Genomic DNA, 25545 nt, shown 5'->3' on the forward strand with positions numbered 1-25545 from the left:
CTTCAGCAGAGAGGCTCGATGATGACCGTTCCCGACGAGGTCGCCCGCCTGGGCGACGACTTCTGGACCTGGCGTGCCGCCACCTCGTTCGCGAGCGGCGACGACATCCCGCGCCTCCCGCGACCCCGCGGCTACGTGCCCGAGGTGACGCCCGAATCGATCGACGCCCGCCGCGAGGCTCTCGCCGGGTTCGCCGACCGGTGGAGCGCACTCGACGTGTCGGCCGAGCCGGTGAGCGTGCAGGTCGATCACCGCCTCCTCGGCTCGGCGCTCGCCCGGGTGCACTGGGAGCTCGATGTCACCCGCAACTGGGAGAAGGACGCGGTCTTCCTCATCAGCCAGATCGTGGGGCCCTTCTTCGACCTCCTCCTTCCCCCGCCGCCGTTCGACGCCGACCGTTCCGCCGACCTCGTCACCGCGCTGCACGCCATGCCGGGGCAGGTCGACGCGGCGATCGCGAACCTCGATCGGGCGGGAGTCGCGACGCTCGCGCGCGTCGCCGCCCTGATGCTCGAGGGCATCGGCGACCGCCTCGCCGCCTCGATCACCGCGCTCGCACCCCACCTCGACGGCACGACCGCCGCGGCGCTCGCCGACGACCAGGCAGCGGCCAGTGCCGCGCTCGAGCGGTACCGATCGTGGCTCGTCGCAAGTGCCGACCGCCTCGGAGACGACGAGGTCGTCGGCCGCGACCGCTTCATCTGGTACCTGCGCCACGTGGCGCTGCTGCCCGACGAGCCCGAGGACCTCGTCCGCGCCGCCTTGCAGGACTACCGCCGCGCCTACGTCGCCGAGCTGCTCACCCGGAATAAGAACCGCGATGTCGCCGACGCGCCGCTCGCCGCGAGCATCGCCGCTCAGGTGACGGATCAGGCGGAGCTCGAGCAGCAGATCCGCGACTTCTACGAGCGCGAGGGCATCCTCACCCAGCCCGACAGCCTCCGGCACTATCTGATCGGCGCTGTGCCGGAGTACGTCGAGCCCCTGAAGTTCCTCGGGGTGAACGACGACCTCACCGACGAGAACCGGCTGGCCCGAAACGGAATCTCTTACGCGCCCGATCCCGCGCCGTCGCTGCCGTACTTCTACGCCGCGAACGCGCGCGACCCGCGTCTCGGAATCATCCACGAGGGCACCCACTACCAGCAGCTCGCGCTGGCGTCGGCGGGGGAGAACCGCATCCGGCGCCGGTACTACGACTCCGTCGCGAACGAGGGCATCGCCTTCTACAACGAGGAGATGATGCTCATCGCGGGACTGTTCGACGACGCCCCGCACTCGCAGGAGATCGTGCACAACTTCAACCGGCTGCGCAGCCTCCGGGTCGTCGTCGACGTGAACCTCGCCACGGGGGTGTTCACCCTGCACGACGGGGTGGAGTTCTTCGTCGAGAAGGTGCCGATGGATCACGAGACCGCGCTCGACGAGACCGCCATGTACGTCGCGACGCCGGGACTTGCGATGTCGTACCACGTGGGCAAGCAGCAGGTGCTGCGGCTGCTGACCGACGCGGCCATCGCGGGCGGTGCGGACTTCTCGCTGCGCGGCTTCCACGATTACGTGTGGCGCAACGGCAACGTGCCGTTCGCGCTGCAGCGGTGGGAGCTGCTCGGCGACCGCTCCGATGTCGACGCGCTCGATGCGGCGGGGACGTGGCGGGACTGAGCCTGCCGCTCGCGGGTTCGGTGGCCATCGTCACCGGGGCGGGCGGAGGCATCGGGTCGGCATGCGTCGCCGAGCTCGCCGAGCGCGGTGCGGCGGTGGTGGCCGCCGACCTCGACCTCGCCGCCGCCGAGCGGGTGGTCGGGGCGCTGGCCGAGGGCTCACGGGCTCTGCCGGTGGCGGTCGACATGACCAGCGTGCCGTCGATCCGATCGATGATCGAGGAGGCGGCGGCGTGGGCGGGCGACGCGTCGGTTCTGGTGAACAACGCCGGCATCGGCGCGGTCGCCGCGATCGAGGACGTCACGCCCGAGCAGTGGGACCGGGAGCTGGGCGTCAATGTGCGAGGCGCCTTCTTCGCCGTCCAGGCCGTCCTGCCCGGGATGCGGCGGCTCGGACGGGGGAAGATCGTGAACATCGCGTCGACGTCGGCGTTCGTCGCGTCGACGCAGTCCGTCGTGCCCTACGACGTGTCGAAGGCGGGAGTGCGTCAGCTCACCGTGTCACTCGCCGCTCAGCTCGCGGCCGAGGGCATCAGCGTGAACGCCGTCGCTCCGGGGACGGTCGCGACACCGCTGACCACCGCGATGCTCGACACCCCCGACAAGCTCGCCGCCGCCGCGGCGAAAATCCCGGCAGGACGCCTCGCCGAACCGAGCGACATCGCGCGAGCCGTCGCCTTCCTCTGCGGCCCCGACTCCGACTACGTCCACGGCCACACGCTCGTCGTCGACGGAGGATGGCTGCTGCGCTGAGGGGCAGGCGGCTCCGGTGACGTAGGGTGTGGCCTCGTGCCAGAACTGCCCGAGGTCGAGACCGTCCGCGCCGGGCTCGCGCCCGTCGTCTCCGGTGCGTCGGTCACCGGGGTACGGGTGCTCGACGGCCGCTCCCTGCGCCGCCACCTGGGTCCGGTCGAGTCGTTCGCCGATGAGCTCGTCGGGGCGACGTTCGCGGGAGCGGTGCGTCGCGGCAAGTTCCTGTGGCTGCCCATCGAGGGAGTCGACCGTGCTCTCGTCGCACACCTGGGGATGAGCGGCCAAGTGCTGCTGCGCACGTCCGACGCCGAGGACGATCGACTGCTGCGCATCCGGATCGAGATCGACTCGCCCGAGCACGGGCCGCTCAGCCTCGCCTTCGTCGACCAGCGGATCTTCGGGTCGATGGCGATCGACGATCTGCTACCGGGCGACGGGAGGGCGGCGGGCTTCGGATCCGACGATCCGCGCGTGCCAGGGCAGGTCGCGCACATCGCGCGGGATCCGCTCGATCCCGCCTTCGACGAGCGCGCGTTCTTCGCCGCACTGCGACGCAGGAACACCGGCATCAAGCGGGCGCTCCTCGACCAGACCCTGGTGAGCGGCGTCGGCAACATCTACGCCGACGAAGCCCTGTGGGCGGCGAAGCTGCACTTCGAGACGCCGACCTCGACGCTCAGCCGCCCGAAGGCGACGACGCTGCTCGCCGAGCTGCGTTCGGTGCTCGCCCGAGCGCTCGAGGACGGCGGCACGAGCTTCGACGCCCAGTACGTGAACGTGAACGGCGCCTCCGGCTACTTCTCGCAGCGCCTGAACGCCTACGGCCAGCAGGGGAAGCCGTGCGCGCGATGCGGGCGACCGATCGCCCGCACGGCCTTCATGAACCGCTCGAGCCACTACTGCCCCCACTGCCAACGCCTCCCGCGCCTGAAGACCCCCTAACCAGTACCCCTAACCCCTGCGAGCGCGGTGTGTTGCTGCGAGCGCGGGTGTTCATACAGGCGCGCTCGCAGCAACACACCGCGCTCGCGGGGGTGACGTGGGGGTGTGGCGGGGGAGCATGGCCTCCGTGATGGGGTTCACGCACGCGATCAGCGGCACCGCGGCCTGGCTGGCGGTGACCTCGGCGCTGCCCGCGCTCGGCGTCGACGAGCTCGCCCTCACTCCCGCGGCCGTGCTCGCCGGCGCGCTCGTGGCGGGAGGAGCGGCTTTGCTGCCCGACGCCGACCACAAGAGCGCGACCATCGCGAACACGATCCCCGTCGTCGGCAAGCTGGTCACCGACGCCATCGGCGACCTCGGCGGCGGTCACCGCAACGGGGCCCACAGTCTTCTCGCCGCCGCCCTCGTCACCGCGGGAGCCGTCGGCATCGACCTCTGGCGCGTCGACCTGCCCATGCTCGGCGAGACGCCCATCGGACCGGCGATCGCCACGGCGGCGCTCATCGCGTTCGCCGCGCGGGCCCGCGAGCTCGTCGCGCACTGGAGCACGGCGTGGCTGCTCGGTCTCGCATCGGCGGCGATCGTCTTCTTCTTCGCCGCCGACTCGACGGTGTGGTTCCCTCTCGCGGTCGGACTCGGCTTCGTCGCGCACCTCGTCGGCGATGCGCTCACCGACGGCGGCATCCCCGGCGCCCTCTGGCCGATCCGCATCCGCCCCCCGGCGAGCTGGAGTCGGACGCCCGTGCTTCGCCGCCTGTGGAAGCGCAACGGCCACATCGCCTTCCCGATCCTCGGCAACGCCGGGTCTTTCCGCGAGAAGCTCGTGGCCATCGCCCTCGGCATCTACTGCGTCTACGCGGCCGCGACGCCGCTCTTCGAGTGGGCGGACCTGCCGATGCTGACCGCGCTGCCGTTCTGAGTCGTGAGTCGGGGTTCTACTCCCCGCCGAGCCGCCCGGCGAGGCGTTCGCGAATGTCGGCACTCGACGCGTTGAGGCCGACGATCTCGACGGCCGTCCCGTGCCGTGCGTACTTGGTCTCGATCGCGTCGAGCGCGGCGACGGTGGACGCGTCCCAGATGTGCGACCGAGCGAGGTCGATGCGCACCCGATGCGGGTCGCCCGCATAGTCGAATTGGGTGGTGAGGTCGTTGCTCGAGGCGAAGAACAGTTCGCCTTCGACCGTGTAGACGGCGACCGGGCCGTCCGAGTCGTCCGCGAGCGCGCGGGAGACGGTCGCGAAGTGCGCGACCCGACGAGCGAAGATCGTCATCGCCACCACGACGCCGACACCGACGCCGATAGCGAGATTCGAGGTGGCGACGACGACCACCACGGTCGCGAGCATCACGATCGTCTCGCCGAGCGGCATCCGCCGCAGCGTCGACGGGCGGATGCTGTGCCAGTCGAACGTCGCGACCGACACCATGATCATGACGGCGACGAGCGCCGCCATCGGGATGAGTGCGACGAGATCGCCGAGCACGACGACGAGGACGAGCAGGAAGCTGCCGGCGAGGAACGTGGAGATGCGGGTGCGGGCGCCCGAGACCTTCACGTTGATCATCGTCTGGCCGATCATCGCGCACCCGCCCATCCCGCCGAAGAGGCCCGACAGCAGGTTCGCGACGCCTTGCGCCCACGACTCGCGGGTCTTGTTCGACGGGGTGTCGGTGATGTCGTCGACGAGTTTCGCGGTGAGCAGCGACTCGAGCAGGCCGACGAGGGCCATCGCGAGCGCGTAGGGCGCGATGATCGCGAACGTCTCGCCGGTGAACGGCACGTCCGGCAGCAGGAACGTGGGCAAGGCGTCGGGGAGTGCCCCCTCGTCTCCGACCGTCGGAACCGACAGCCCCCACGCGACGGCCGCTGCGGTGATGAGCACGATCGCGACCAGCGGTGCGGGTACGGCCCTGGTCAGCCGGGGAAGCACGACGATGATCGCGATCCCGACGGCGACGAGCGGGTAGACGAGCCACGGCACCCCGAGCAGGTGCGGCAGCTGCGCGAGGAAGATGAGGATCGCGAGCGAGTTGACGAAACCCACCATCACGCTGCGGGGGATGAAACGCATGACCTTCGCGACGCCGAGCACGCCGAGGACGACCTGGAAGATGCCGCCGAGGATGACGGTGGCGAGGAAGTACTCGACTCCGTACTCGCGGGCGACGGGCGCGATGACGAGGGCGACGGCGCCGGTCGCGGCGGTGATCATGGCGGGGCGGCCGCCGAGGAAGGCGATCGAGACGGCCATGATGAACGACGCGAACAATCCGTACCGCGGATCGACGCCGGCGATGATCGAGAACGAGATCGCCTCGGGGATCAGCGCGAGTGCGACGACGAGCCCCGCGAGCACCTCGCGGGTGAGGATGCGCGGTGAGCGCAGCGCCCCGAGCACGGAGTCGGTGCGGGCGGGCGCGGCTGTCGAGGGCGCGGACATGGTGTGCTCCTGGCGCGAGTGCGATCGAGTGGATGGCGCGCCTCATCGCGCGGGGAAGTGACGGCCAGACGCTCTGGCGTCCGCGATCGACGGCAACTCTACCCTGACGTGAGGGTAGAGTTGCGGCATGGCGGAGGGCACGATGCACATCGGCGAGCTCGCGGAACGCTCCGAGCTGTCGCTGCGGACCATCCGCCACTACGACGAGGTGGGGCTGCTCAAGCCGACCGGACGCTCCGACGGCGGGTTCCGTCTGTACACCGACGGCGACCTCGAGCGGCTGCTTCTGATCCGGCGGATGAAGCCGCTCGGCTTCTCGCTGGAGCAGATGGCGGAGCTGCTGCAGATCATCGCGGCGCTCGAGGGCGGGGCGACGATGGCAGGGGACGAACGCAAGGCGCTCGACGGCTTCATCGCCGACGCGGAGGAGCGTCGCGCGAAGCTCGCCGAGCAGCTGTCGGCCGCCGACGAGTTCCTGGACCTCCTCCGCCGCCGCTGACTCGCCCACTTCGCCCCGTCGCGGCGGCCTGAGACGGGGTGAAGCGGGCGAGTCAGCCGACGGAACAGGTGAGGCTGCGTTCCGTGATCGCCGCTACGACCTCGTGGGCGGCCGGGTAGAAGCGTTCGTAGTGGCGCTCGTCGGCGTTGATCTGCACCCGATGCGCGGCGACCGTCGGCTCGAGACTCTGCCAGTCGGGAAGCGCGAGCAGCGCACGGTAGAAGTTGGCGGCGCTGACCGTGGGATTCATCCGATCCTCGTACGAGCCCCACCCGCCGTTGTCCCGCTGCTGGAACAGACCGCGGCTGTCGGGGCCGACGGCGTCGCCGTGATCGAGGACGCGGAGCCCCGACTCGCCCATCGCGGTCATCACGGCGATGCGCTGCGCCTCGATCGGAGCGCCCACGGCAACGCCCGCATCGACGATCGCCGTCGCGTTCGCGAGCTGCTCGGCGCCGTATCCCGCGATCGTCGTCCCCTCCTCGAGCGGCCGCCCTGTCTCGTCGAGGCACGCGAGAGCAGCGTTTCCGGCGGAGTTCATCGACGCGACGCCGATGAGGAGCGCGATCGCGGCGACGACGCCCGCGATCACGAGCGCGAAACGCGTCTCGCGCCGGCGGGTGATGGTCGACGATCGCCGCCGCTTCGTCGTCGGACGCCGCCGCTTCGAGCTCGGCCGCCGCCGCCTGGAGGCGGGACGCGTCGGAGTTCGGGTGGGCACGGCGGCTTCCGTTCGGGCGGCGGGTAGGAGGAACGGAGTCTATGTCAGGGCGGGGACGCCCGATGATCCTCCGCCGCAATCGCTGGACCGACCGGTACCTTCGTGAGGAGACAAGTCCGCGCGGAGGCCTCATGTACCTGAAGACCTTGACCCTGAAGGGGTTCAAGTCCTTCGCGCAGCCGACCACCTTCGCGTTTGAGCAGGGGGTCACCTGCGTCGTCGGCCCCAACGGCTCGGGCAAGAGCAACGTCGTCGACGCCCTCGCCTGGGTGATGGGCGAGCAGGGCGCGAAGACCCTCCGCGGCGGCAAGATGGAGGACGTCATCTTCGCCGGCACCGCCACCAAGGGGCCGCTCGGCCGGGCGGAGGTTACCCTCACCATCGACAACAGCGACGGTGCGCTGCCGATCGAGTACACCGAGGTCACGATCAGGCGGACCCTGTTCCGCAACGGGGGCAGCGAGTACGCGATCAACGGCGAGAACTGCCGCCTCCTCGACGTGCAGGAGCTCCTCTCGGACTCCGGCCTCGGCCGCGAGATGCACGTGATCGTCGGCCAGGGGCAGCTCGACACCGTGCTGCACGCGAGTCCCATCGACCGCCGCGGCTTCATCGAAGAGGCCGCCGGAATCCTGAAGCACCGCAGGCGCAAGGAGAAGACCCAGCGAAAGCTCGAGTCGATGCAGGCGAACCTCACCCGGTTGTCCGACCTCGCGGGCGAGATCCGGCGCCAGCTGAAGCCGCTCGGCGCCCAGGCCGAGGTGGCGCGGGAGGCCGCGACGATCCAGGCCGTCGTCCGCGATGCGCGGGCCCGGCTGCTCGCCGACGAAATCGCCGGACTGCGATCGGCGCTCGCCGCCTTCACCCGCTCGGAGCAGGAGCGCGGCGAGGAGCGGGCGGTGCTCTCGCAGCAGCTCGAAGAGCGCACCCACCGGGCCGCCGCCATCGAGGCGGAGCAGAGCTCCGACGAGGTCGATGCGGCACGCGAGGTCGCCTTCGACCTCGAGTCGGTGCAGGAGCGGCTGCGCAGTCTGTACACCCTCGCGGGCCAGCGGCTCGCCCTGCTCGGCAGCGTCGACGACGCGCCCTCATCCGCTCCGGGGGTCACGCCTCAGCAGGTCGAGGACGCGAGGCAGGAACTCGACCGGCTGCGCGCCGCGATCGGCTCGGCGGAGTCGGCGCTGACCGATGCGCAGGAGCGGATGCGGCAGGCCCGGTCCGAGCTCGACCGCGTCGACGAGACCATCGCGCAGCAGAGCGCCGAGGTCTCGCGCTACGACCTGACGCTCTCCCAGCTGACGGGCCGCTCCGACGCGGCCGCATCCCGTCTCGCCGCGGTCCGCGGCGACATCCTTCGTCAGCAGAACGCCCTCGACTCGGCACGCGACCGGCGGGAGAGCGCTCGCGCCCGGTTCGCTGAGGTCGAGACCGAGACCGCCGTCGAGGCCGGCGGGGGAGCAGACCTCGACCGCCTCTACGAGGAGGCGCAGGCCGCCGTGACGGCCACCGAGCGCGACCTCGAAGGGCTCCGCGACTCGCTGCACGCCGCGGAGCGCGAACGCGACGCCCTCACGGCACGCGTGGGGGCGCTCGCCCTGTCGCTCGACGTGAAGGACGGCTCCGGGGCGCTCGCCGCCGCTCGGCTCGCCGGTGTCCGCGGCCTCGTCGCCGACGCGATCACGGTGCGACCCGGATGGGAGGCCGCGGTCGCCGCGGCGCTCGGGTCGCTCGCCGACGCCGTGCTCGCCGACGACGTCGACGCCGCGCTCGCCGCCCTCGCCCACGCCGTCGAACGGGACCTCGGACGCGTCGAGGTCGTCGTCGCCGACGTGCCGCCGCCGTCCACCCCCGCGTTCGGCAACGGTGCAGTCGCCGCCGTCGACGTCGCGTCCGGTCCGCCAGGAGTGCAGGGCCTGCTCACCTCGGTCGTGTTCGTCGACGACCTCGCCGCGGGTCGTGCCGTGTGGGAGCGGGCGCGCAGCGCGCAGCCGCCGGTCACGGTGATCACGCGCGACGGCGAGGTCCTCACGCCCTTCGTTCTCCGCGGCGGCACCGGGGGAGAGCGCAGCCGCATCGAGCTCGGTGCCGAACGGGACGCGGCCGCGGCGCGCCTCGACGAGGTCCTCACGATCATCGACACCGCCCGTGCTGCCCTCGACGCAAAGCGGTCGGAGCATGCCGTCGCCCGGCAGCAGTCGTCGTCGGCGCTCGCAGCGCTTCGCGAGGTCGACGCCCAGGTCGCCGCCCGCGCGGAGACGACCTCACGACTGCGCGCTCAGGTCGACGCCGCCGAGGCCGAGTACGACCGGCTCGCGAAGGCGCTCGAGAACCAGGCCGCCCAGGTCGCGGAGGTCGAGGCGGCCGCCGTCGCAGCTCGCGAGGAGCTCGATTCGGCCAGAGAGCACCCGCGTCCGGCCTTCGATCCGAGCGCGCGCGAACCGCTCTCCGCCGCGGTGGACGCCGCACGCGAGCGCGAGGTCGAGGCCCGACTCGGTCTCGAGACGGCCCGCGAGCGGGTACGCGCCGAGACGTCGCGCATCGCGAATCTCGAACGTCAGCTCGAGGCCGAGCGTGCGGCGGCGGAGGAGGCCGCGCGTCGTGCGGTCATCCGGCGCCGTCAGATCGCGTCGGCCACCGCGGTCGCCGAGGCGCTGCCCGCGCTGCTCGACTCGGTCGCGACGTCAGTCGCCGCGGCGCGCGTCGAGCTGCAGCACGCCGAAGCGCAACGCTCCGAGCGCAATGCCGAGCTCGTCGAGATCCGTAAGGGCGAGGCCGAGCTGCGCGCGCGACTGCACTCGATCACCGAGAGCGTCCACGGCCTCGAACTGCAGATCTACGAGAAGAAGCTGCACCTCGCCGCCCTGCTCGAGCGGGTCGGTGCGCTCGGACTCGATGAGGCGACCCTCCTGCAGGAATACGGCCCCGACATCCTCGTCCCCGATCTCACCACCGCCGAGCCTGGCGAGCAGAGTGAGGACGATGAGCCGCGCGGGCGCCCGTTCGACCGCGCCGAACAGCAGAAGCGACTCGACAAAGCCGAACGCTCGCTCGCCCAGCTCGGCCGGGTCAACCCGCTCGCGCTCGAGGAATTCGCGGCGCTGGAACAGCGGCACAAGTTCCTCACCGACCAACTGACCGACCTCACCAACACCCGCAAAGACCTCATCACGATCATCGACGAGCTCGACGGCACGATGCAGCGCATCTTCGCGGAGGCGTTCGAGGACACCAAGGCCGCGTTCGCGCAGGTGTTCCCCGTGCTCTTCCCGGGCGGCACCGGCAGCATCGAGCTGACCGAGCCCGACGACCTGCTCAACACCGGCATCGAGGTGTCGGTGCGGCCCGTCGGCAAGAAGATCGAACGCCTGTCGCTGCTCTCGGGCGGTGAGCGGTCGCTCGCCGCGGTGGCGCTGCTGATCGCGATCTTCAAGGCCCGCCCGAGCCCGTTCTACATCATGGACGAAGTCGAGGCGGCCCTCGACGACGCGAACCTCGGCCGTCTGCTCGCCGTGTTCGAGGACCTGCGCGAGTCGTCGCAGCTGATCGTCATCACCCACCAGAAGCGAACGATGGAGCTCGCCGACGCGCTCTACGGCGTCTCGATGCGCCAGGACGGCATCTCGGCCGTCGTCGGTCAGCGCGTCGAGCGCACCGAGGCGGCCGCAAGCTGATTTCGGGCCGCGAGCGCCTCAGCGACGCCGCACCGCGACGATGCCGATGGCGATCGCAGCGGCCCCCTCGAGGACGAACTTCGCGATGGTCGCCCACATCGGCAGCATCGGCAGGAGCGACGACAGGACCAGTACCGTCTAGGCGACGAGCAGCCAGAGCGGCAGGGCCCGCGACCACCAGAGGGCGACGAGCTGCACCAGGCCGCCGACCGCCGCGACGGCGACCCCGGTGAAGATAGGGATCTCGCTCAGGGCTGCGTCGGCGGCGAACGCATCCACGGCGGACGCTGCGGCCGTCGGCGCCAGGACATCGGGATCGACGAGGGCCGCGTAGAGGACCCCTTCGCCGGCGATCCCCACGGCGAAGAGGGTCGCGCCGAGAATCGAGACCGCGCCGCCGATCGCGGCGAGCCAGGCGCCCCGGGTCGCGCACAACCGGGAGACGAGGACGGCGAGGGCGGTGGCGGCCGCGACCGTTCCGAGTGCGCCGACGAAGACGTGCATGGTCCACCACTGCTCGCCGATCGCCGCCAGCCGTTCGTAGTTGCCGAGCGGGAACCAGTCGGGATGCCAGATCCCGAAGAAGACGAGCCGGGCGGCGACTCCGAGGACGAGCGCCGCGAGGGCGACGACGGGCCCTGCCGGTGTCGTGTCGGATCGCTGTGCGGAGGTCGCGGTGGTGGGTGAGGTGACGGACATGTGCTGCTCCTTCGAGGTCGATGTCCGACAACGCTGGCGTCGGCAGGGGCTCGTCGGCATCGGTGCTGACACCGAAACCCGCTGACGAAGGCGCGTATCCGGCGGCGCGAGAGGCGCGATCCGAACGCCGAGCGGTCAGCGGCGGGCGGCGCGCTCGGCGTCGAAGAAGACCCGCGCGGCGCGGACCCGCCGGTTGGCGATCTTGTCGTCGTCGAGCCCGAGCTTCGCGAAGATCGAGCGCACGTGGGAGTCGACGGTGCGCTCGGACACGACGAGACGGCTCGCGATGCCCGCGTTGCTCGCGCCGTCGGCCAGCGCCTCGAGCACGTCGCGCTCGCGCGGGATGAGGCGGTCGACGAGGATCGTGGGCGTCGGGGGAGGAGGAAGCGGCGCCGACCGACCCGTCTCGTAGAGGCGGCGCCCCGCGAGCGCCGCGCCGGCGATGACGAGCACCGTGCATCCGGCGACGGTCAGCACGACCGCGACGGGTCCCGCATCCGACATCGGCCCGACCAGGACGATGCCCACCACGATCAGCACGAGGGCCGCGTACCCGATGACCACGACCGAGATCAGGGTGCTGAGCCGGCGGTCCCACCGCTCGCGGTCGGCGCCGCGAGCGGTGCGCTCAGCACGACTCCGGCGCTCGTGGCGCCGAGGAGCACGAGGAACGCGACGCTGCCGACGGAGGGATCGACGCGTCCGGGATCGCGCGCGATCGCGAGGGCGAGGCACCCGGCGATGCCGAGAAGGGGCAGCACGCTCACCAGTGCGACGGCGAGCAGTGGTCGGCGAGCATCGTCGTCCGCGCGCAGGATCCGCGCGACGGTCACGGCGGGGAGTACGAGGAGCGACAGCATCCAGACATCGACGGACACCTCGAGGGCGAGGCTGGCGGAGCCGTCTCCGGTCGTCGTCGCCACCCGATCGAAGGAGCCAGCCGGGGCGGATGAGGCGCTGACGGCGAAGGCGGCCGCCGCGACGACGATCAGCGTCGCGCCCAGCCATCGAGGCGGGCGGAGGAGGGCGATGACCGCGGCCAGCTGACCGAGGGAGAAGATCGGCAGCCACAGAGCCGACCACCAGGTCTCGAGCGCCGACGCGCGCACACCGGATGCGGCGAGGACGACGGCGAGCGGTCCGGCGACGGCGTGCACGCCGAGGAGCACCGCCAGCGCGATGGTGACCGGGACGGCGCGGGAGGGCATCCGGGGCACCGCGAGGATCACGAGCGCCGCCGCCCCCGCCGCGGCGAGCACACCGATCGGGTCCGTCGAGTAGTGCTCGGCGCCGAGCGAACGCGCTCCGACGGCGAGGATCGCCGCAGCCGACACGACGAGCAGCGCGGCGGAGGGCCACACCGCCGACGCGACGCGGGTGCCGAGGGCGGTCGCCGTCATGCCGACAGTGTGGCACCGCGTTCACCGTCGCGGTAGGTCGATGGCGCGGCTAGCCTGTGCTCGTGACCCGGTGGATCGCGCTGCTGCGCGGAGTCAACGTGAACGGCATCACGGTGAAGAGCGCCGAGCTGGGCGCGCTCTTCCGTGAGCTCGGCTTCGACGAGGTGAAGACCGTGCTCGCGACCGGCAATGTGCTGTTCCGATCCGACGACGACGCGGTCGAGCTGAAGCCCCGCATCGAGAGGGCGCTCGGCGACCGCTTCGGCTACGACGCGTGGATCGTGCTGCTGCCGCACGACCGGCTCGCCGGCATCGTCGACGCTTACCCCTTCCCCGAGGACGCCGAGACGCACGCGTACGTCGTCTTCGGGTCCGGCCCGGAAGCGTTCAGCGACTTCAGCCCCGACCTCGTTCCGGACGGCCCCGACCGGGTCGCCGAGGGCGACGGGGTCGTCTACTGGGCGTGCCCGAAGGGCTCGAGCACCGACACCCCGTTCGCGAAGCTCGCCGCGAAGGCGCGCAACCGGACCACGACCACCACTCGAAACCTCAATACCGTCCGCAAGCTGCTGGTCTGATCCGCTGGCCTGACCCAAGCGTTCAGGCGTCCGCCGGGGCCGCGAACTGCGCCTGGTACAGCCGCGCGTACGCGCCGTCGCGGGCGAGCAGCGTCTCGTGATCGCCCTGCTCGACGATCGCGCCGTCCTCCATCACGAGGATGAGTTCGGCGTCGCGGATGGTCGAGAGGCGGTGCGCGATCACGAAACTCGTCCGATCCTCGCGCAGCGCCGCCATCGCACGCTGCACCAGCACCTCGGTGCGGGTATCCACGGAGCTCGTCGCCTCGTCGAGGATCAGTACGTCGGGACGGGCGAGGAACGCGCGCGCGATCGTGATGAGCTGCTTCTCACCGGCGCTCACATTGCTCGCTTCGTCGTCGAGCACCGTGTCGTACCCGTCGGGCAGCGAGTGCACGAACCGGTCGACGTACGCCGCCCGCGCCGCGTCGAGGATCTCCTGCTCGGTCGCGTCGGGTCGGCCGTAGGCGATGTTCGCCCGGATCGTGCCCGCGAACAGCCACGTGTCCTGCAGCACCATGCCGGTGCGGGAGCGCAGCGCCGCCCGCGTCATCTCGGTGGTGTCGACCCCGTCGAGGGTGATGCGCCCGCCGTCGAGGTCGTAGAAGCGCATCACGAGATTGACGAGGGTCGTCTTGCCGGCGCCCGTCGGGCCGACGATCGCGACCGTCGTGCCCGGCTCGGCGACCAGCGAGAGGTCGTCGATGAGCGGCGTCTCGGGGTCGTACCGGAACGACACGTGCTCGAACTCGAGACGACCGGACTTCTGCGTCGGTGTCCGCCCCGGAACCGGGTCGGGGCTCTGCTCGTCGGCGTCGAGCAGCTCGAACACCCGCTCGGCGCTCGCCACCCCCGACTGCAGCAGGTTGGCCATCGACCCGAGCTGGCTGAGCGGCTGGGTGAACTGGCGGGAGTACTGGATGAACGCCTGCACGTCGCCCAACTGCATCGTGCCGCCCGCGACCATCAGTCCGCCGGCGACGGCGATGGCGACGTAGACGAGGTTCCCGATGAACATCGTCGCGGGCATGATGATCCCGCTGACGAACTGCGCGCCGAAGCTCGCCCGGAACAGCTCCTCGTTCTTCGCCGCGAAGCTCTTCGACACCTCGCGCTGACGTCCGAACACCTTGACGAGCGCGTGGCCTGTGAAGCCCTCCTCCACCTGGGCGTTGAGTTCGCCGGTGTGCTTCCACTGGTCGACGAACATCGTCTGCGACCGCTTCGCGATGAGCGCGACGACGACGAGGGTCAGCGGGATCGTCACGAGGGCGATCAGCGCCAGGAGCGGCGAGATGGTGAACATCATCCCGAGCACGCCGATGACGGTGAGCACCGAGGTGAGCGCCTGCGAGAGCGTCTGCTGGAGGCTCTGCGAGATGTTGTCGATGTCGTTCGTCACCCGGCTGAGCAGCTCGCCGCGAGGGGTGCGGTCGAAGTAGGTGAGCGGCAGTCGGTGCAGCTTCGTCTCGACCTCTTCGCGCAGCCGGTAGACGGTGCGCTGGGTGATGCCGTTGAGGATGTAGCCCTGCAGCCAGGCGAACACCGACGAGAACACGTAGAGCAGCAGCACGATGCCGAGGATCATCTGCAGGGCGTCGAAGTCGATGCCGGCACCCGGGTCGAGGGTCATGCCTCGCAGCAGATCGGCGCGCTGGGTGTCGCCGCTCGCCTCGAGCTGCTCGATGACCTGCGCCTTCGTCGCCCCTGCGGGCAGCGTCGATGAGATGACGCCCTCGAAGATGACGTTCGTCGCCTGTCCGAGCATCCAGGGTCCGATGACGGCGAGCACGACGCTGACGACGCCGAGCGCGATGACGCCGACGATGCCGCCGCGTTCGGGGCGGAGCCGGCCGAGCAGACGTTTGGCGGAGGGGAGGAAGTTCAGCGACTTCTCGGCCGGCAGGCCGGGGCCGCCGAAGGGGCCGCCGCCACGGGCGGGTCCGCGGACGGGGGTTCTCGTCGGAGTGCTCATGCGATCTCCTCGGCGGGGAGCTGACTGGTGACGATCTCGGCGTATTCGGGGGAGGATGCGAGGAGTTCCTCGTGGGTGCCCGCTCCGACGACGACGCCGTCGTCGAGCACGATGATGAGATCGGCGAGGGCGATGGTCGAGACCCGTTGGGCGACGACGATCTTCGTCGCCCCGCCGACATCGCGGGAGAGCGCCGCCCGCAGTCGCGCGTCGGTCGTCGTGTCGAGGGCCGAGAACGAGTCGTCGAAGACGTAGATCTCGGGCCGTTTGACGAGGGCGCGGGCGATCGCGAGTCGCTGGCGTTGCCCGCCCGACACATTGGTGCCGCCCTGCGCGATCGGCGATTCGAGCCCCTCGGGCATCTCCTCGACGAAGTCGCGGGCCTGAGCGATCTCGAGCGCGCGCCACAGCTCCGCGTCGGTCGCGTCGGGGTTGCCGTAGCGGAGGTTGCTCGCCACGGTGCCCGAGAAGAGGTACGCCCGCTGCGGCACTATGGCGATGCGGTCCCACAGCACCGACGGGTCGAGTTCGCGCACGTCGACGCCGTCGACCCGCACCGCTCCTGAGGTGACGTCGAACAGTCGGGGGATGAGGTTCACGAGGGTCGTCTTGCCGGACCCGGTGCTGCCGATGATCGCCGTCGTGGTTCCCGGTTCGGCCCGGAAGCTCACCTCGTGCAGGACGGGCTGGTCGGCACCCGGGTAGGCGAACGAGACGGCGTCGAACTCGACGTCGCCCGTGGTCCGCGTCGCGGCCGTCGGCGAGTGCGGCGGCACGACCGACGACGACGTCTCGAGCACCTCGCCGATGCGGTCGGCCGAGACGACCGCGCGGGGCAGCAGCACCGCGATGAACGTCGCCATCATGACCGCCATCAGGATCTGGATCAGATAGCTGAGGAAGGCGGTCAGCGAGCCGACCTGCATGCTGCCGTCCTCGATCCGGTACGCCCCGAACCAGAGCACCGCGATGCTCGAGACGTTGAGCACCAGCATGACGATCGGGAACATCAGGGCGAACAGGCGACCGGCGCGCAACGCGGTGTCGGTGAGCTCGCGGTTGGCCTCGGCGAACCGTTCGGTCTCGACCGGTTCGCGGACGAACGCCCGCACGACCCGGATACCGGTCAGCTGCTCGCGGAGCACCCGGTTGACGCGGTCGATGCGCTCCTGCATCTTCTGGAACTGCGGCACCATCCGCACGATGATCGCGCCCACCGCGAGCAGCAGCACCGGCACGGCGACGACGAGGATCCAGCTCAGCTGAAGGTCCTCCTGCAGGGCCATGAAGACGCCGCCGATGCTGAGGATCGGGGCGCTGATCAGCATCGTGCTGGTCATGAGGACGAGCATCTGCACCTGCTGCACGTCGTTGGTGCTGCGGGTGATCAGCGACGGGGCGCCGAATCGGGTGACCTCGCGTTCGGAGAAGGTCGCGACCCGGTCGAACACGGCGAGGCGCAGGTCCCGTCCGAGCGACATCGCCGTCTTCGCGCCGAAGTAGACGGCGGCGATGGCGGCGCCGATCTGCAGCAGGGTGACGCCGAGCATCACCGCGCCCGTGGAGAGGATGAAGCCGGTGTCGCCGAGTGCGACGCCGTCGTCGATGATGTCGGCGTTGAGGCTCGGCAGGTAGAGCGAGGCGATCGACTGGGCGAGCTGGAAGACGATGACGCCGACGATGAGCGGCCAGTACGGGCGCAGGTAGCGCATGAGGATCGTGCCGAGCATGTCAGGCCTCCGAGCGGGCGTGAGGGTGCGATGGGCGGGCGAGCAGCCCGTCGAGCATGAGGCGGGCGAGGTCGCGCTCCGTGAAGCCGTCGGGCGCCGTGAACGCGGGCAGCGTCGAGGAGAACGCGAGAAGACGGAGGTAGTGCGCGACGTGCTCGGGCGGGCCCGCCAGTTCGTGGGCGTCGATGCCGAGCACCTCGGTGAAGACGCCGACCCAGCGCGCCGCGCCCGCCTGGATCCGCGGACGTTCCCGCAGATGGAGGGTGGCCATCAGTCGGAAGATGCCGTCGAACCGCTCGCGCAGCAGGTGCAGCACCTGCACGAGCTTCTCTTCGACGGGGAGCGATCCGTCGATCGCCCGCACCGCATCCTCGAGCGGTGTCGGGTCGAAGAGACGCTCGATCGCGGCGTCGATGAGGGACTCCTTGTCAGGGAACGCTCGGAAGACGGTTCCCTCGGCGATGCCGGCGGCATCGGCGATCTGGCGGGTGGTGATGTCCCGTCCGTGTTCGCGGATGAGGGGTGCGACGGCGGCGATGATCGCCTCGCGCCGGTCGTCGGGGGCGAGTGGGCGGGCGCGTTCCCGAGCGGTCTCGACGGGCGGCTCGGGGGTCAGCGTTTCCGACACCGCGCCAGCGTAAGTGAGTGAGCGCTCACTCGCAACGATCGATGCGAGCGGATCAGGTCAGAAAGCGCTCGACCGCGAGCGCCGCGACGAACATCAGCGCGACGATCACCGAGATGGCGCGGAAATGCGCCTCCCAGCGTTCGAGCGCCCACGGATGCTTCTTCCCGAGGGTCTCCAGTGCGGTGCGTTCCGAAAGGCTCTCGACGGCGACACCGTGCTCGCGTAGATCGTCGCCGAGCAGCGCGAGGTCGGATCCGCGCCACAGGGCGCCGGACATCCGGAACAGGCGCGTGCCGTCGTCGCGCGAGCGGAGGTACAGCCGCGAGATGGGTGCCTCGCCGCCCCGGCGTCCCGACGCGCGCACCACGATCGCTTCGCCGATCTGCGACGCGGCGAACGACTTCCAACGGCCGTCGCTCTCGCGCACCCGGTAGGTCCCGCCGCCGAACTCGATGCGCTCGCGGCGCAGCCCGTACGCGACCCGCACCACCTCGGAGGTGAGCCCCACCGCCGCGCCCGTCCAGAACACGACGCTGCCGAGCAGCCCGCTCACCACGACGCCGACGATCAGGGCGCCGAGCACGAGGTAGGCGTTGACCGGTGCCGTCAGCGCGCGGCCGAGATACGCGGCGAGCGAAGGACGGAGGGTGACGGGTTCGCTCTGCACCACCCCATCCTGCCGCGAACGGTAGCCTCTACTTCCGTGGCACGCACTCCCTGGTCCCTGTCGGGCGCTCTCCGCGGCATGTTCGCCAAGCGCACCATCGACGAGACCACCTGGGATGACCTCGAGGTCGCCCTGATCGGCGCCGACTTCGGTCCGTCCGTGACCGAGGAGATCATCGACGACCTGCGGGCCAAGGTCGACCGCTACCGCACGACCGACCCGAAGGACCTGCAGCGGATGCTCCAGGAGAGCATCGAGGAGCGGCTGTCGAAGTTCGACCCCACGCTGAAGCTCACCGAGCGGCCCGCCGTGGTGCTCGTCGTCGGCGTCAACGGCGTCGGCAAGACGACGACGATCGGCAAGTTCGCGAAGTTCGTGCGCAATTACGGGCGCACGGTCGTCGTCGGTGCGGCGGACACCTTCCGTGCGGCGGCGGTCGAGCAGCTCGCGACCTGGGCCGAGCGCGCCGGAGCCGACCTGGTGCGTCCGCAGCAGCAGGGTCAGGACCCGGCGTCGGTCGCCTTCCAGACGGTCGAGAAGGCCAAGCGCGACGGCACCGAGATCGTCATCATCGACACCGCCGGCCGTCTGCAGACCAAGACGGGGCTCATGGACGAGCTCGGCAAGATCCGCCGCGTGATCGAGAAGCAGGCGCCGATCGCCGAGGTGCTGCTCGTGCTCGATGCGACGACGGGTCAGAACGGGCTGTCGCAGGCGCAGGCCTTCCTCGAGGTGGCGGGCATCACCGGACTCGTGATCACGAAGCTCGACGGCTCCGCGAAGGGCGGCTTCGTTCTCGCCGTGCAGGAGAAGACGGGCCTGCCGATCAAGCTCATCGGTCAGGGCGAGGGCATCGGCGACCTGACCGGTTTCACCCCTCACGTCTTCGCCCAGAACCTCGTCGGCTGACGCCGGCTGCCCCCTGCCTAGTGGTCTGGGGCGTTCTCTGCTCAGTTCAGCGTCCGCCTGTGCCGCCTGCGGTGAGTCCTCCCCAGCCGGTCTCTGACCAAATGCAGGAGATTTTCGCGCTGAAGCTCCGATTCGGGTCGAAAACGGCCCCCGCGCCCCAATTTTTCCTGCATTCGGTCAGCCACCCGGGGGCGACGGACCGAATCAAGGAGTTGTCGCCCCCGACGGGCTGGGATCGGCTTGAATGTGTGACTGGGGGCCGCTTTTTCCTTGATTCGGTCAGCAGCGGTACGCGGTCAGGCCGGGTTGTGTGGGAAGCGCGAGGCGACCTCGAGCAGGACCTCTTCTCGGCCGGCGTAGATGCCGTCGACCCGGGGCCAGTGGGTGATGACCTCGTCGAAGCCGAGCTCCTCGGCGCGTCCCGCCGCGTCCTCGAACGCGTCGACGCTGTCGAGCGCGAAACGGCTCTCGGAGTCGAGGTTGAGATACCGCTCGATGGTGCGTCCGGCAGCGTCGGCGGCGTCGCGCGATCGGTCCGCCAACTCGGCGACCGACTTCCACCAGCCGTCGAGCCCGGCGCCGTCCGCGTCGAAGCGACCGCCGAGCGTGATCCAGCCGTCGCCCCGCTCGGCCGCGAAGGCGATGCCTTTGGGGCCGTCGGCCGCGAGAAGGAGGGGCACCCGCGGAGACTGCGCCGGCACTCCGACCATTCGGGCATCGACCGCGGTGTAGTACTCGCCGTCGAAGGAGATGCCGCCGTCGCCCGTCTCGTGCCGCAGCAGAACATCGAGGTCGTCCACGAACTCCACGAATCGGCGGTGCCGCTCGCGAGGGCTCAGCGCGCTCTGACCGAGGACGAACGCGTCGAAGCCGGTGCCGCCCGACCCGAGGCCGAGCTGCAGGCGTCCGCCCGAGATGTCGTCGATCGTCGCGACGTCCTTCGCGAAGGTCACCGGGTGTCGGAAGTTCGGCGAGGCGACGAAGGTGCCGAGTCGGATGGTCGAGGTGACGGTCGCAGCCGCCGTGAGCGTCGGTACGGTGGCGTGCCACGGCTGGTCGGCGAGGCTCCGCCACGAAAGGTGGTCGTAGGTCCAGGCCGAGTCGAAGCCCAGCTCCTCGGCCTGCCGCCACTGACGCTGCGCGTCGGCCCACGGCAGCTGCGGAAGGATGATGATCCCGTGTCGCATGCTCAGTCCTCCCGGTAGCGCGTCGACAGCATGACGTAGGTGTCTGCGTTGCGGTGCAGCTTCGCGACCTCGTCGTCGGTGAGCTCGCGTCGCACCTTGCCGGGCACGCCGGCCACCAGCGAGCGGGGCGGGATGATCGAGCCCTCGAGGACGACCGTCCCCGCCGCGACGAGGGACTCGCGTCCGACGACGGCGCCGTTCAGCACGGTGGCGTGCATCCCGATCAGGCAGTCGTCTTCGATGGTGCAGCCGTGCACGACCGCACCGTGCCCGATGCTGACGCCGCGGCCGACGACGGCGGGCTTGCCGGGATCGCCGTGGATGACGACGTTGTCCTGCACGTTGCTGCGTTCCCCGATGCTGATCTCATCGCGGTCGGCGCGCAGCACCGCGCCGAAGAACACACTCGACTCGGCGGCGAGTCGGACCCGACCGACGAGGGTGGCGGTCGACGCCACGAACGCCGACGGGTCGACTTCGGGAGAGGTGCCGTCGAACGGCAGGATCACGGACATGGCTCAACGCTAGCGGCGCCGATGTCAGGAGCCTGGGCGGCTCGGTCACCCGAGAGCGGTCAGAGGAAGAGCCCGCCTATCCGTTCGACGTCGTCCTCGCCGAGTTCGAGCTCGGTCGCCTCGTCGACGGCGATCCATTGTGCGCTCGTGCGCGGCGACACGATCGGCGCGGTCACATCGGGGTGGTGCCGCAGCCACGCCAGGGCGAGACCCGAGGTGCTCACGTCGTAGTCGCGGGCCATGTCGGAGAGTCTCTGCACGCGGTGGGAACACATTCAGAGTCTGGCGCTGGCTGGCTGGCTGGCTTTTACTTTACAAACTTTTTTTTTTTTTTTTTTTTTGACAACAGACTCCATTTTTTTTTTTTGGCACGTGGTGCCTGCCTCTTAATTTTTTTTTTTTTTTTTTTTTTTTTTTTTTTTTTTTTTTTTTTTTTTTTTTTTTTTTTTGGGGGGGCCCTGTAGGCAATCTGGCAAAACAAGAGAATCTGCTTTTTTTTTTTTTAATTTTTAAGAGGAGTGCCTGCCATTCAGCTGTTGGCTGGTGCCACCACCAGGGAACAACACAATCTCAGCCAGCTAAACGGCTGTCAGTGCAGCTGCAGCTATTAACACCTGGTTTCTTAAACCCCCCGGTGTTTTTTTTTTTTAAAAAAAAAAAAAAAAAAAAAAAAATTTTTAATAAAAAATTTTTTTTTTTTTTTTTTTTTTTTTTTTTTTTTTTTTTTTTTTTTCCCTCGGGTTTTTTTTTTTTTTCAAAAAAAAAAATTTTTTTGAGATTTTTTTTTTTTTTTTTGGTGCAGGCACTGCACCCGTGACTTTTTTTTTTTTTTTTTTTTTTTTTTTTAGAGACCACAGGCCAGCAGCCCAGGCGCAACTGCACCAGCCTCCTGGGATGTTTAGAATGGTCTTGGCTGGTGGCTCAACTGCCAGGCGACTATTTTTCCATTTTTTTTGTTTAACACAGGCCACACAACACTTCTGCCCAGGCTGGGGCTGGTGGTGTGACCTCAAGCACTGCATTTTAAAACTGGCTACTGAACTTTTTTTTTTTTTTTTTTTTTTTTTTTTTCTGGGAGGCCTCACGTGAGAACGCTGGCATTCAACAAGTCCCGTGCCACCCGACGTCAACCTCGACGTCGTCAAGGACTTCACGGGCAAGGTGCGCGAGCGCGCCCTGGAAGCGAGCACCAGTCAGGCGCTGAACCCCGCCCAGCAGGTGGTGCAGATCGTCAACGAGGAGCTCGTCGGCATCCTCGGTGGCAAGCAGCGTCGACTCGAGTTCGCGAAGCAGCCGCCGACCGTGATCATGCTCGCCGGTCTGCAGGGCGCCGGTAAGACGACCCTCGCGGGCAAGCTCGCGAAGTGGCTGACGAAGGAGGGGCACACCCCTCTGCTCGTCGCCGCCGACCTCCAGCGCCCCAACGCCGTCACCCAGCTCCAGGTGGTCGGCGAGCAGGCGGGCGCCAACGTCTACGCGCCCGAGCCGGGCAACGGCGTCGGCAACCCGGTGAAGGTCGCCAAGGAGTCGATCAAGTTCGCGCGCGACAAGCAGTACGACGTCGTCATCGTCGACACCGCGGGCCGCCTCGGTGTCGACGCCGAGCTGATGAAGCAGGCCGCCGACATCCGCAAGGCGGTCGACCCCGACGAGGTGCTCTTCGTCATCGACGCGATGATCGGTCAGGATGCGGTCAACACCGCGAAGGCGTTCCAGGACGGTGTCGACTTCACCGGTGTGGTGCTCAGCAAGCTGGACGGCGACGCCCGCGGCGGGGCCGCGCTCTCGGTCGCCCAGGTCACCGAGCGCCCCATCATCTTCGCCTCGACCGGCGAGTCGCTCGACGACTTCGAGCCCTTCCACCCCGACCGCATGGCGAGTCGCATCCTCGACCTCGGCGACATCCTCACCCTCATCGAGCAGGCCCAGCAGGCCTTCGACGAGGAGGAGGCGCGCAAGGTCGCCGAGAAGTTCGCGACCGACAGTTTCACCCTCGACGACTTCCTGAGGCAGATGCAGCAGCTGCGCAATATGGGCTCGATCAAGAAGATGATCGGCATGCTGCCCGGCGCGAAGGGCATGCGCGAGCAGCTCGACAACTTCGACGAGAAGGAGATCGTGCGCACCGAGGCGATCATCCAGTCGATGACGAAGGCCGAGCGGGTGAATCCGAAGATCCTCAACGGGTCGCGCCGCCTTCGCATCGCCCGCGGATCGGGCATGACCGTCACCGACGTCAATCAGCTCGTGCAGCGCTTCGAGCAGGCCGCCAAGATGATGAAGACCGTCGCCAAGGGCGGCGTTCCTCAGATGCCCGGGATGGGGCCCGTGGGTGCCGGAGGTTACGGCGGCGGCCGCAAGAAGCAGCAGCAGAAGAAGGCCGGATCCCGTTCCGGCAACCCGGCCAAGCGGGCGGCCGAGAACGCGGCGCGCGCTTCCGGCAGCGCCGCGCCGACCTCGTCGGGCGGATCCGGTTTCGGGCTCGGCAACAAGGGCGCTGCCGCGCCGAGCGAGGAAGAGCTCGCCGCGCTGCAGAAGATGCTCGGCCGCTGACGCGCTGACGCGCTGACGCGGATGACTGCGGCGAGGACGTACGTTCCGGGCTTATGCGCCCGCCGGAACGTGCGTTCATGCCCGCATCCCTCGCGGCAAGCGTGCCGCGTGGGGCCCCCTCGGATCTCAGGGCTGGGGTCTCGGGCTGGGTAGGGGGCCAGGAGTGGTGGCTAGGGTGATGGCATGACTGGACACGACCCCTACGAAGGTCTCACCGCGCTGCCCTCGTTCACCCTGACGAGCGACGACATCACCGACGGGGCGCCGCTCAAGTCCGCCCAGTATTCGGCGGATTCCGGCGGCGCCGACGTGTCGCCACAGCTGTCCTGGTCGGGGTTCCCCGAGGAGACCAAGACCTTCGCCGTCACCGTCTACGACCCCGACGCGCCGACCGCCTCCGGGTTCTGGCACTGGGCGGTGTTCAACATCCCCGCCGACATCACCGAACTGGCATCCGGCGCGGGAGCGGCGGGCGGGATCCTGCCCGTCGGCGCCGTCACGCTGCCGAACGAGGCCCGCCTCAAGCAGTTCATCGGCGCCGCACCGCCCGAGGGAACCGGCGTGCACCGCTACTTCGTCGCCGTCCACGCGCTTCCCGAGGAGCTCGAGATCGACGCCGAGTCGACCCCGGCCATCCTCGGCTTCAACCTCAACTTCCGCGCCATCGCCCGCGCGGTCATCGTCGGCACAGGAGAGGCCGGCGGCGCCTCCGCATGATCTTCAGCACCCCGTTCACCACGAGGCCGCCGCAACGTTTCGACTGGGCGGGCGGTGTCCGAGGCTTCGTGGCCGTGATGCTCGCGATCGCGACCGTCGCAGTCGAGATCGTCGCGCTGCTGCTGGTTCCCGGTGGCTCGTGGTTCGCCGGCTTCCTGGTGTTCCTCAGCGTCTTCCTGCTCGTACCGGGCACCGCGTTCGCGGCGTCGTTCGGCGGTGCCTGGCGCGGACCGGCGCGCACGTGGGGGATCTTCGCGGGCGTCGCGATCATCCTCCCGCCGTTCGCCGTGCTGGTGTCTCTGATTCCGTTCTCGATCTTCTACGTCGGCTTCGTGCTGATCGTCGCGTTCGCCGGCCGCGTCATCGGCAAACGGCGTCCGCCCGCCCGGCGCTTCGACTGATCGCCGGCGCCGGCGTCGTCGTCCTCGGGATGCGCCCTCTGCTCGCCCAGCGGACTCGCGGAAAGCGCCTCCTAGGGTGAAGCGGTGACCTCTTCGAACTTCGCCGTCGACCGTCCCGTCCGCATCGGCGTGCAGATCGCGCCCCAGCACGCCCAGTACGCGCTCATCCGCGAGACCCTTCAGCGGGTCGAAGACATGGGCGCCGACATCGCGTTCAACTGGGACCACTTCTACCCCCTGTCGGGCGAGCCCGACGGCCTTCACTTCGAGGCGTGGACCGAGCTGGCCGCGTGGGCCGAGCAGACTGAGCGGATCGAGCTCGGGCCGCTGGTCAACTGCAACTCGTACCGCAACCCGAACCTGCAGGCCGACATGGCCCGCACCATCGACCACATCTCGGGCGGCCGGTTCATCTTCGGCACCGGGGCCGGCTGGTTCGAGCGCGACTATCAGGAGTACGGCTACGAGTTCGGCACCGCCGGCACCCGCCTCGACGCGCTCGCCCGCGACCTGCCGATCATCCGCGACCGGTGGACGAAGCTGAACCCGGCGCCGACGCGGCGCATCCCGATCCTCATCGGCGGAGGCGGCGAGAAGAAGACCCTCCGCATCGTCGCCGAGCACGCCGACATCTGGCACAGCTTCTCGGATGAGGCCACCCTGCGCCGCAAGCTCGACATCCTCCGCGCCCACGCCGACGACGTCGGCCGCGACATCAGCGGGATCGAGCTGTCGACCGAGGTGAAGAACCGCAGCGTCGACGAAGCCGACGCGCAATACGACCTCGGGGTCCGCCTCTTCACCGTCGGCATCACCGGTCCCGACTACGACCTCGCTCCGGTGCAGCGCTGGATCGACTGGCGCGACGCGAAGAACTCCTGACGCCGCATAGCGA

Annotated in this window: 25 protein-coding genes; 12 read left to right on the plus strand and 13 right to left on the minus strand. The window is 69.1% G+C overall.

Annotated features, from left to right (window positions below; all coding sequences use genetic code 11):
* Positions 1–18 precede the first annotated feature (18 nt).
* The 4 genes from NGH83_RS03275 (at position 19) to NGH83_RS03290 (ending at position 4278) form a co-directional block, all read left to right on the plus strand.
* Positions 19–1665 carry a DUF885 family protein gene (locus tag NGH83_RS03275; protein WP_251857641.1) on the plus strand — a complete coding sequence of 549 codons (1647 nt, stop codon included), beginning with the start codon at positions 19–21 and terminating at the stop codon, positions 1663–1665.
* Positions 1653–2417, plus strand: coding sequence for an SDR family NAD(P)-dependent oxidoreductase (locus NGH83_RS03280; protein WP_251857642.1), 765 nt, complete (start codon positions 1653–1655; stop codon positions 2415–2417). Before NGH83_RS03275 ends, NGH83_RS03280 begins: the two co-directional genes overlap by 13 nt.
* Positions 2418–2453: 36 nt before the next feature.
* Complete coding sequence (gene mutM, locus NGH83_RS03285) at positions 2454–3359, plus strand: bifunctional DNA-formamidopyrimidine glycosylase/DNA-(apurinic or apyrimidinic site) lyase (protein ID WP_251857643.1); 906 nt, start codon at positions 2454–2456, stop codon at positions 3357–3359.
* Between the two features lie 130 nt (positions 3360–3489).
* Positions 3490–4278, plus strand: a complete 789-nt coding sequence (locus NGH83_RS03290; RefSeq protein ID WP_251858437.1) for a metal-dependent hydrolase — start codon at positions 3490–3492, stop codon at positions 4276–4278.
* A 16-nt stretch (positions 4279–4294) separates the two neighbouring features.
* Here the strand turns inward: NGH83_RS03290 and NGH83_RS03295 are convergent, their stop codons facing one another.
* The gene (locus NGH83_RS03295) at positions 4295–5800 is read right to left on the minus strand and encodes a SulP family inorganic anion transporter (RefSeq protein ID WP_251857644.1); all 1506 of its coding nucleotides are present in this window, start codon (positions 5798–5800) and stop codon (positions 4295–4297) included.
* A 127-nt stretch (positions 5801–5927) separates the two neighbouring features.
* Here NGH83_RS03295 and NGH83_RS03300 point away from each other — a divergent pair, with 127 nt between their 5' ends.
* On the plus strand, positions 5928–6299 hold the full coding sequence (locus tag NGH83_RS03300) for a MerR family transcriptional regulator (protein WP_251857645.1): 372 nt from the start codon (positions 5928–5930) through the stop codon (positions 6297–6299).
* A gap of 52 nt (positions 6300–6351) precedes the next feature.
* On the opposite strand, the gene NGH83_RS03305 is transcribed toward NGH83_RS03300, so the two are convergent.
* The gene (locus tag NGH83_RS03305; protein WP_251857646.1) at positions 6352–7020 is read right to left on the minus strand and encodes a hypothetical protein; all 669 of its coding nucleotides are present in this window, start codon (positions 7018–7020) and stop codon (positions 6352–6354) included.
* Between the two features lie 131 nt (positions 7021–7151).
* Between NGH83_RS03305 and smc the strand changes: the two genes are divergently transcribed.
* Positions 7152–10691, plus strand: a complete 3540-nt coding sequence (gene smc / locus NGH83_RS03310) for a chromosome segregation protein SMC (protein WP_251857647.1) — start codon at positions 7152–7154, stop codon at positions 10689–10691.
* A 138-nt stretch (positions 10692–10829) separates the two neighbouring features.
* On the opposite strand, the gene NGH83_RS03315 is transcribed toward smc, so the two are convergent.
* The 3 genes from NGH83_RS03315 to NGH83_RS03325 form a co-directional block, all read right to left on the minus strand.
* On the minus strand, positions 10830–11390 hold the full coding sequence (locus tag NGH83_RS03315; RefSeq protein ID WP_251857648.1) for a hypothetical protein: 561 nt from the start codon (positions 11388–11390) through the stop codon (positions 10830–10832).
* A gap of 135 nt (positions 11391–11525) precedes the next feature.
* The gene (locus tag NGH83_RS03320; RefSeq protein ID WP_251857649.1) at positions 11526–11954 is read right to left on the minus strand and encodes a helix-turn-helix transcriptional regulator; all 429 of its coding nucleotides are present in this window, start codon (positions 11952–11954) and stop codon (positions 11526–11528) included.
* A gap of 8 nt (positions 11955–11962) precedes the next feature.
* Positions 11963–12790: a hypothetical protein gene (locus NGH83_RS03325; protein ID WP_251857650.1), complete on the minus strand. Its 828-nt coding sequence runs from the start codon at positions 12788–12790 to the stop codon at positions 11963–11965.
* A gap of 62 nt (positions 12791–12852) precedes the next feature.
* Between NGH83_RS03325 and NGH83_RS03330 the strand changes: the two genes are divergently transcribed.
* Positions 12853–13368, plus strand: coding sequence for a DUF1697 domain-containing protein (locus NGH83_RS03330; protein ID WP_251857651.1), 516 nt, complete (start codon positions 12853–12855; stop codon positions 13366–13368).
* Positions 13369–13390: 22 nt separating this feature from the next.
* On the opposite strand, the gene NGH83_RS03335 is transcribed toward NGH83_RS03330, so the two are convergent.
* The 4 genes from NGH83_RS03335 to NGH83_RS03350 are packed head-to-tail and all read right to left on the minus strand — an operon-like array spanning position 13391 to position 18368.
* The gene (locus NGH83_RS03335; RefSeq protein WP_251857652.1) at positions 13391–15343 is read right to left on the minus strand and encodes an ABC transporter ATP-binding protein; all 1953 of its coding nucleotides are present in this window, start codon (positions 15341–15343) and stop codon (positions 13391–13393) included.
* Positions 15340–17073, minus strand: coding sequence for an ABC transporter ATP-binding protein (locus tag NGH83_RS03340; protein WP_251857653.1), 1734 nt, complete (start codon positions 17071–17073; stop codon positions 15340–15342). Before NGH83_RS03340 ends, NGH83_RS03335 begins: the two co-directional genes overlap by 4 nt.
* 1 nt (position 17074) lies before the next feature.
* A complete protein-coding gene (locus NGH83_RS03345; RefSeq protein ID WP_251857654.1) occupies positions 17075–17701 on the minus strand; it encodes a TetR/AcrR family transcriptional regulator in 627 nt (208 codons plus the stop codon).
* 52 nt (positions 17702–17753) lie between these two features.
* On the minus strand, positions 17754–18368 hold the full coding sequence (locus tag NGH83_RS03350) for a hypothetical protein (protein WP_251857655.1): 615 nt from the start codon (positions 18366–18368) through the stop codon (positions 17754–17756).
* Positions 18369–18404: 36 nt separating this feature from the next.
* On the opposite strand from NGH83_RS03350, the gene ftsY reads away from it, so the two are divergent.
* Entirely contained in the window at positions 18405–19277 is an 873-nt protein-coding gene (gene ftsY, locus NGH83_RS03355) for a signal recognition particle-docking protein FtsY (RefSeq protein ID WP_251857656.1), read from the plus strand.
* Positions 19278–19573: 296 nt separating this feature from the next.
* On the opposite strand, the gene NGH83_RS03360 is transcribed toward ftsY, so the two are convergent.
* The 4 genes from NGH83_RS03360 to NGH83_RS03375 all read right to left on the minus strand — a co-directional run bounded on the left by NGH83_RS03360 (position 19574) and on the right by NGH83_RS03375 (position 22064).
* On the minus strand, positions 19574–20464 hold the full coding sequence (locus NGH83_RS03360) for an LLM class flavin-dependent oxidoreductase (RefSeq protein ID WP_251857657.1): 891 nt from the start codon (positions 20462–20464) through the stop codon (positions 19574–19576).
* A gap of 2 nt (positions 20465–20466) precedes the next feature.
* Positions 20467–20979 (minus strand): gamma carbonic anhydrase family protein, encoded by a 513-nt coding sequence (locus NGH83_RS03365; RefSeq protein ID WP_251857658.1) that lies wholly within the window; start codon positions 20977–20979, stop codon positions 20467–20469.
* 59 nt (positions 20980–21038) lie between these two features.
* Positions 21039–21254, minus strand: a complete 216-nt coding sequence (locus tag NGH83_RS03370) for an aldo/keto reductase (protein WP_256470118.1) — start codon at positions 21252–21254, stop codon at positions 21039–21041.
* Positions 21255–21656: 402 nt separating this feature from the next.
* Positions 21657–22064, minus strand: a complete 408-nt coding sequence (locus NGH83_RS03375; RefSeq protein ID WP_251857660.1) for a hypothetical protein — start codon at positions 22062–22064, stop codon at positions 21657–21659.
* A 28-nt stretch (positions 22065–22092) separates the two neighbouring features.
* On the opposite strand from NGH83_RS03375, the gene ffh reads away from it, so the two are divergent.
* The 4 genes from ffh to NGH83_RS03395 all read left to right on the plus strand — a co-directional run bounded on the left by ffh (position 22093) and on the right by NGH83_RS03395 (position 25532).
* Positions 22093–23532, plus strand: coding sequence for a signal recognition particle protein (ffh, locus tag NGH83_RS03380; protein WP_251857661.1), 1440 nt, complete (start codon positions 22093–22095; stop codon positions 23530–23532).
* A gap of 183 nt (positions 23533–23715) precedes the next feature.
* A complete protein-coding gene (locus NGH83_RS03385; RefSeq protein ID WP_251857662.1) occupies positions 23716–24249 on the plus strand; it encodes a YbhB/YbcL family Raf kinase inhibitor-like protein in 534 nt (177 codons plus the stop codon).
* Positions 24246–24650: a hypothetical protein gene (locus NGH83_RS03390; RefSeq protein WP_251857663.1), complete on the plus strand. Its 405-nt coding sequence runs from the start codon at positions 24246–24248 to the stop codon at positions 24648–24650. Before NGH83_RS03385 ends, NGH83_RS03390 begins: the two co-directional genes overlap by 4 nt.
* A gap of 84 nt (positions 24651–24734) precedes the next feature.
* On the plus strand, positions 24735–25532 hold the full coding sequence (locus tag NGH83_RS03395) for an LLM class F420-dependent oxidoreductase (RefSeq protein ID WP_251857664.1): 798 nt from the start codon (positions 24735–24737) through the stop codon (positions 25530–25532).
* Positions 25533–25545: the final 13 nt, after the last annotated feature.

This window comes from Herbiconiux sp. L3-i23, assembly GCF_023734115.1.
Taxonomy (GTDB): domain Bacteria; phylum Actinomycetota; class Actinomycetes; order Actinomycetales; family Microbacteriaceae; genus Naasia.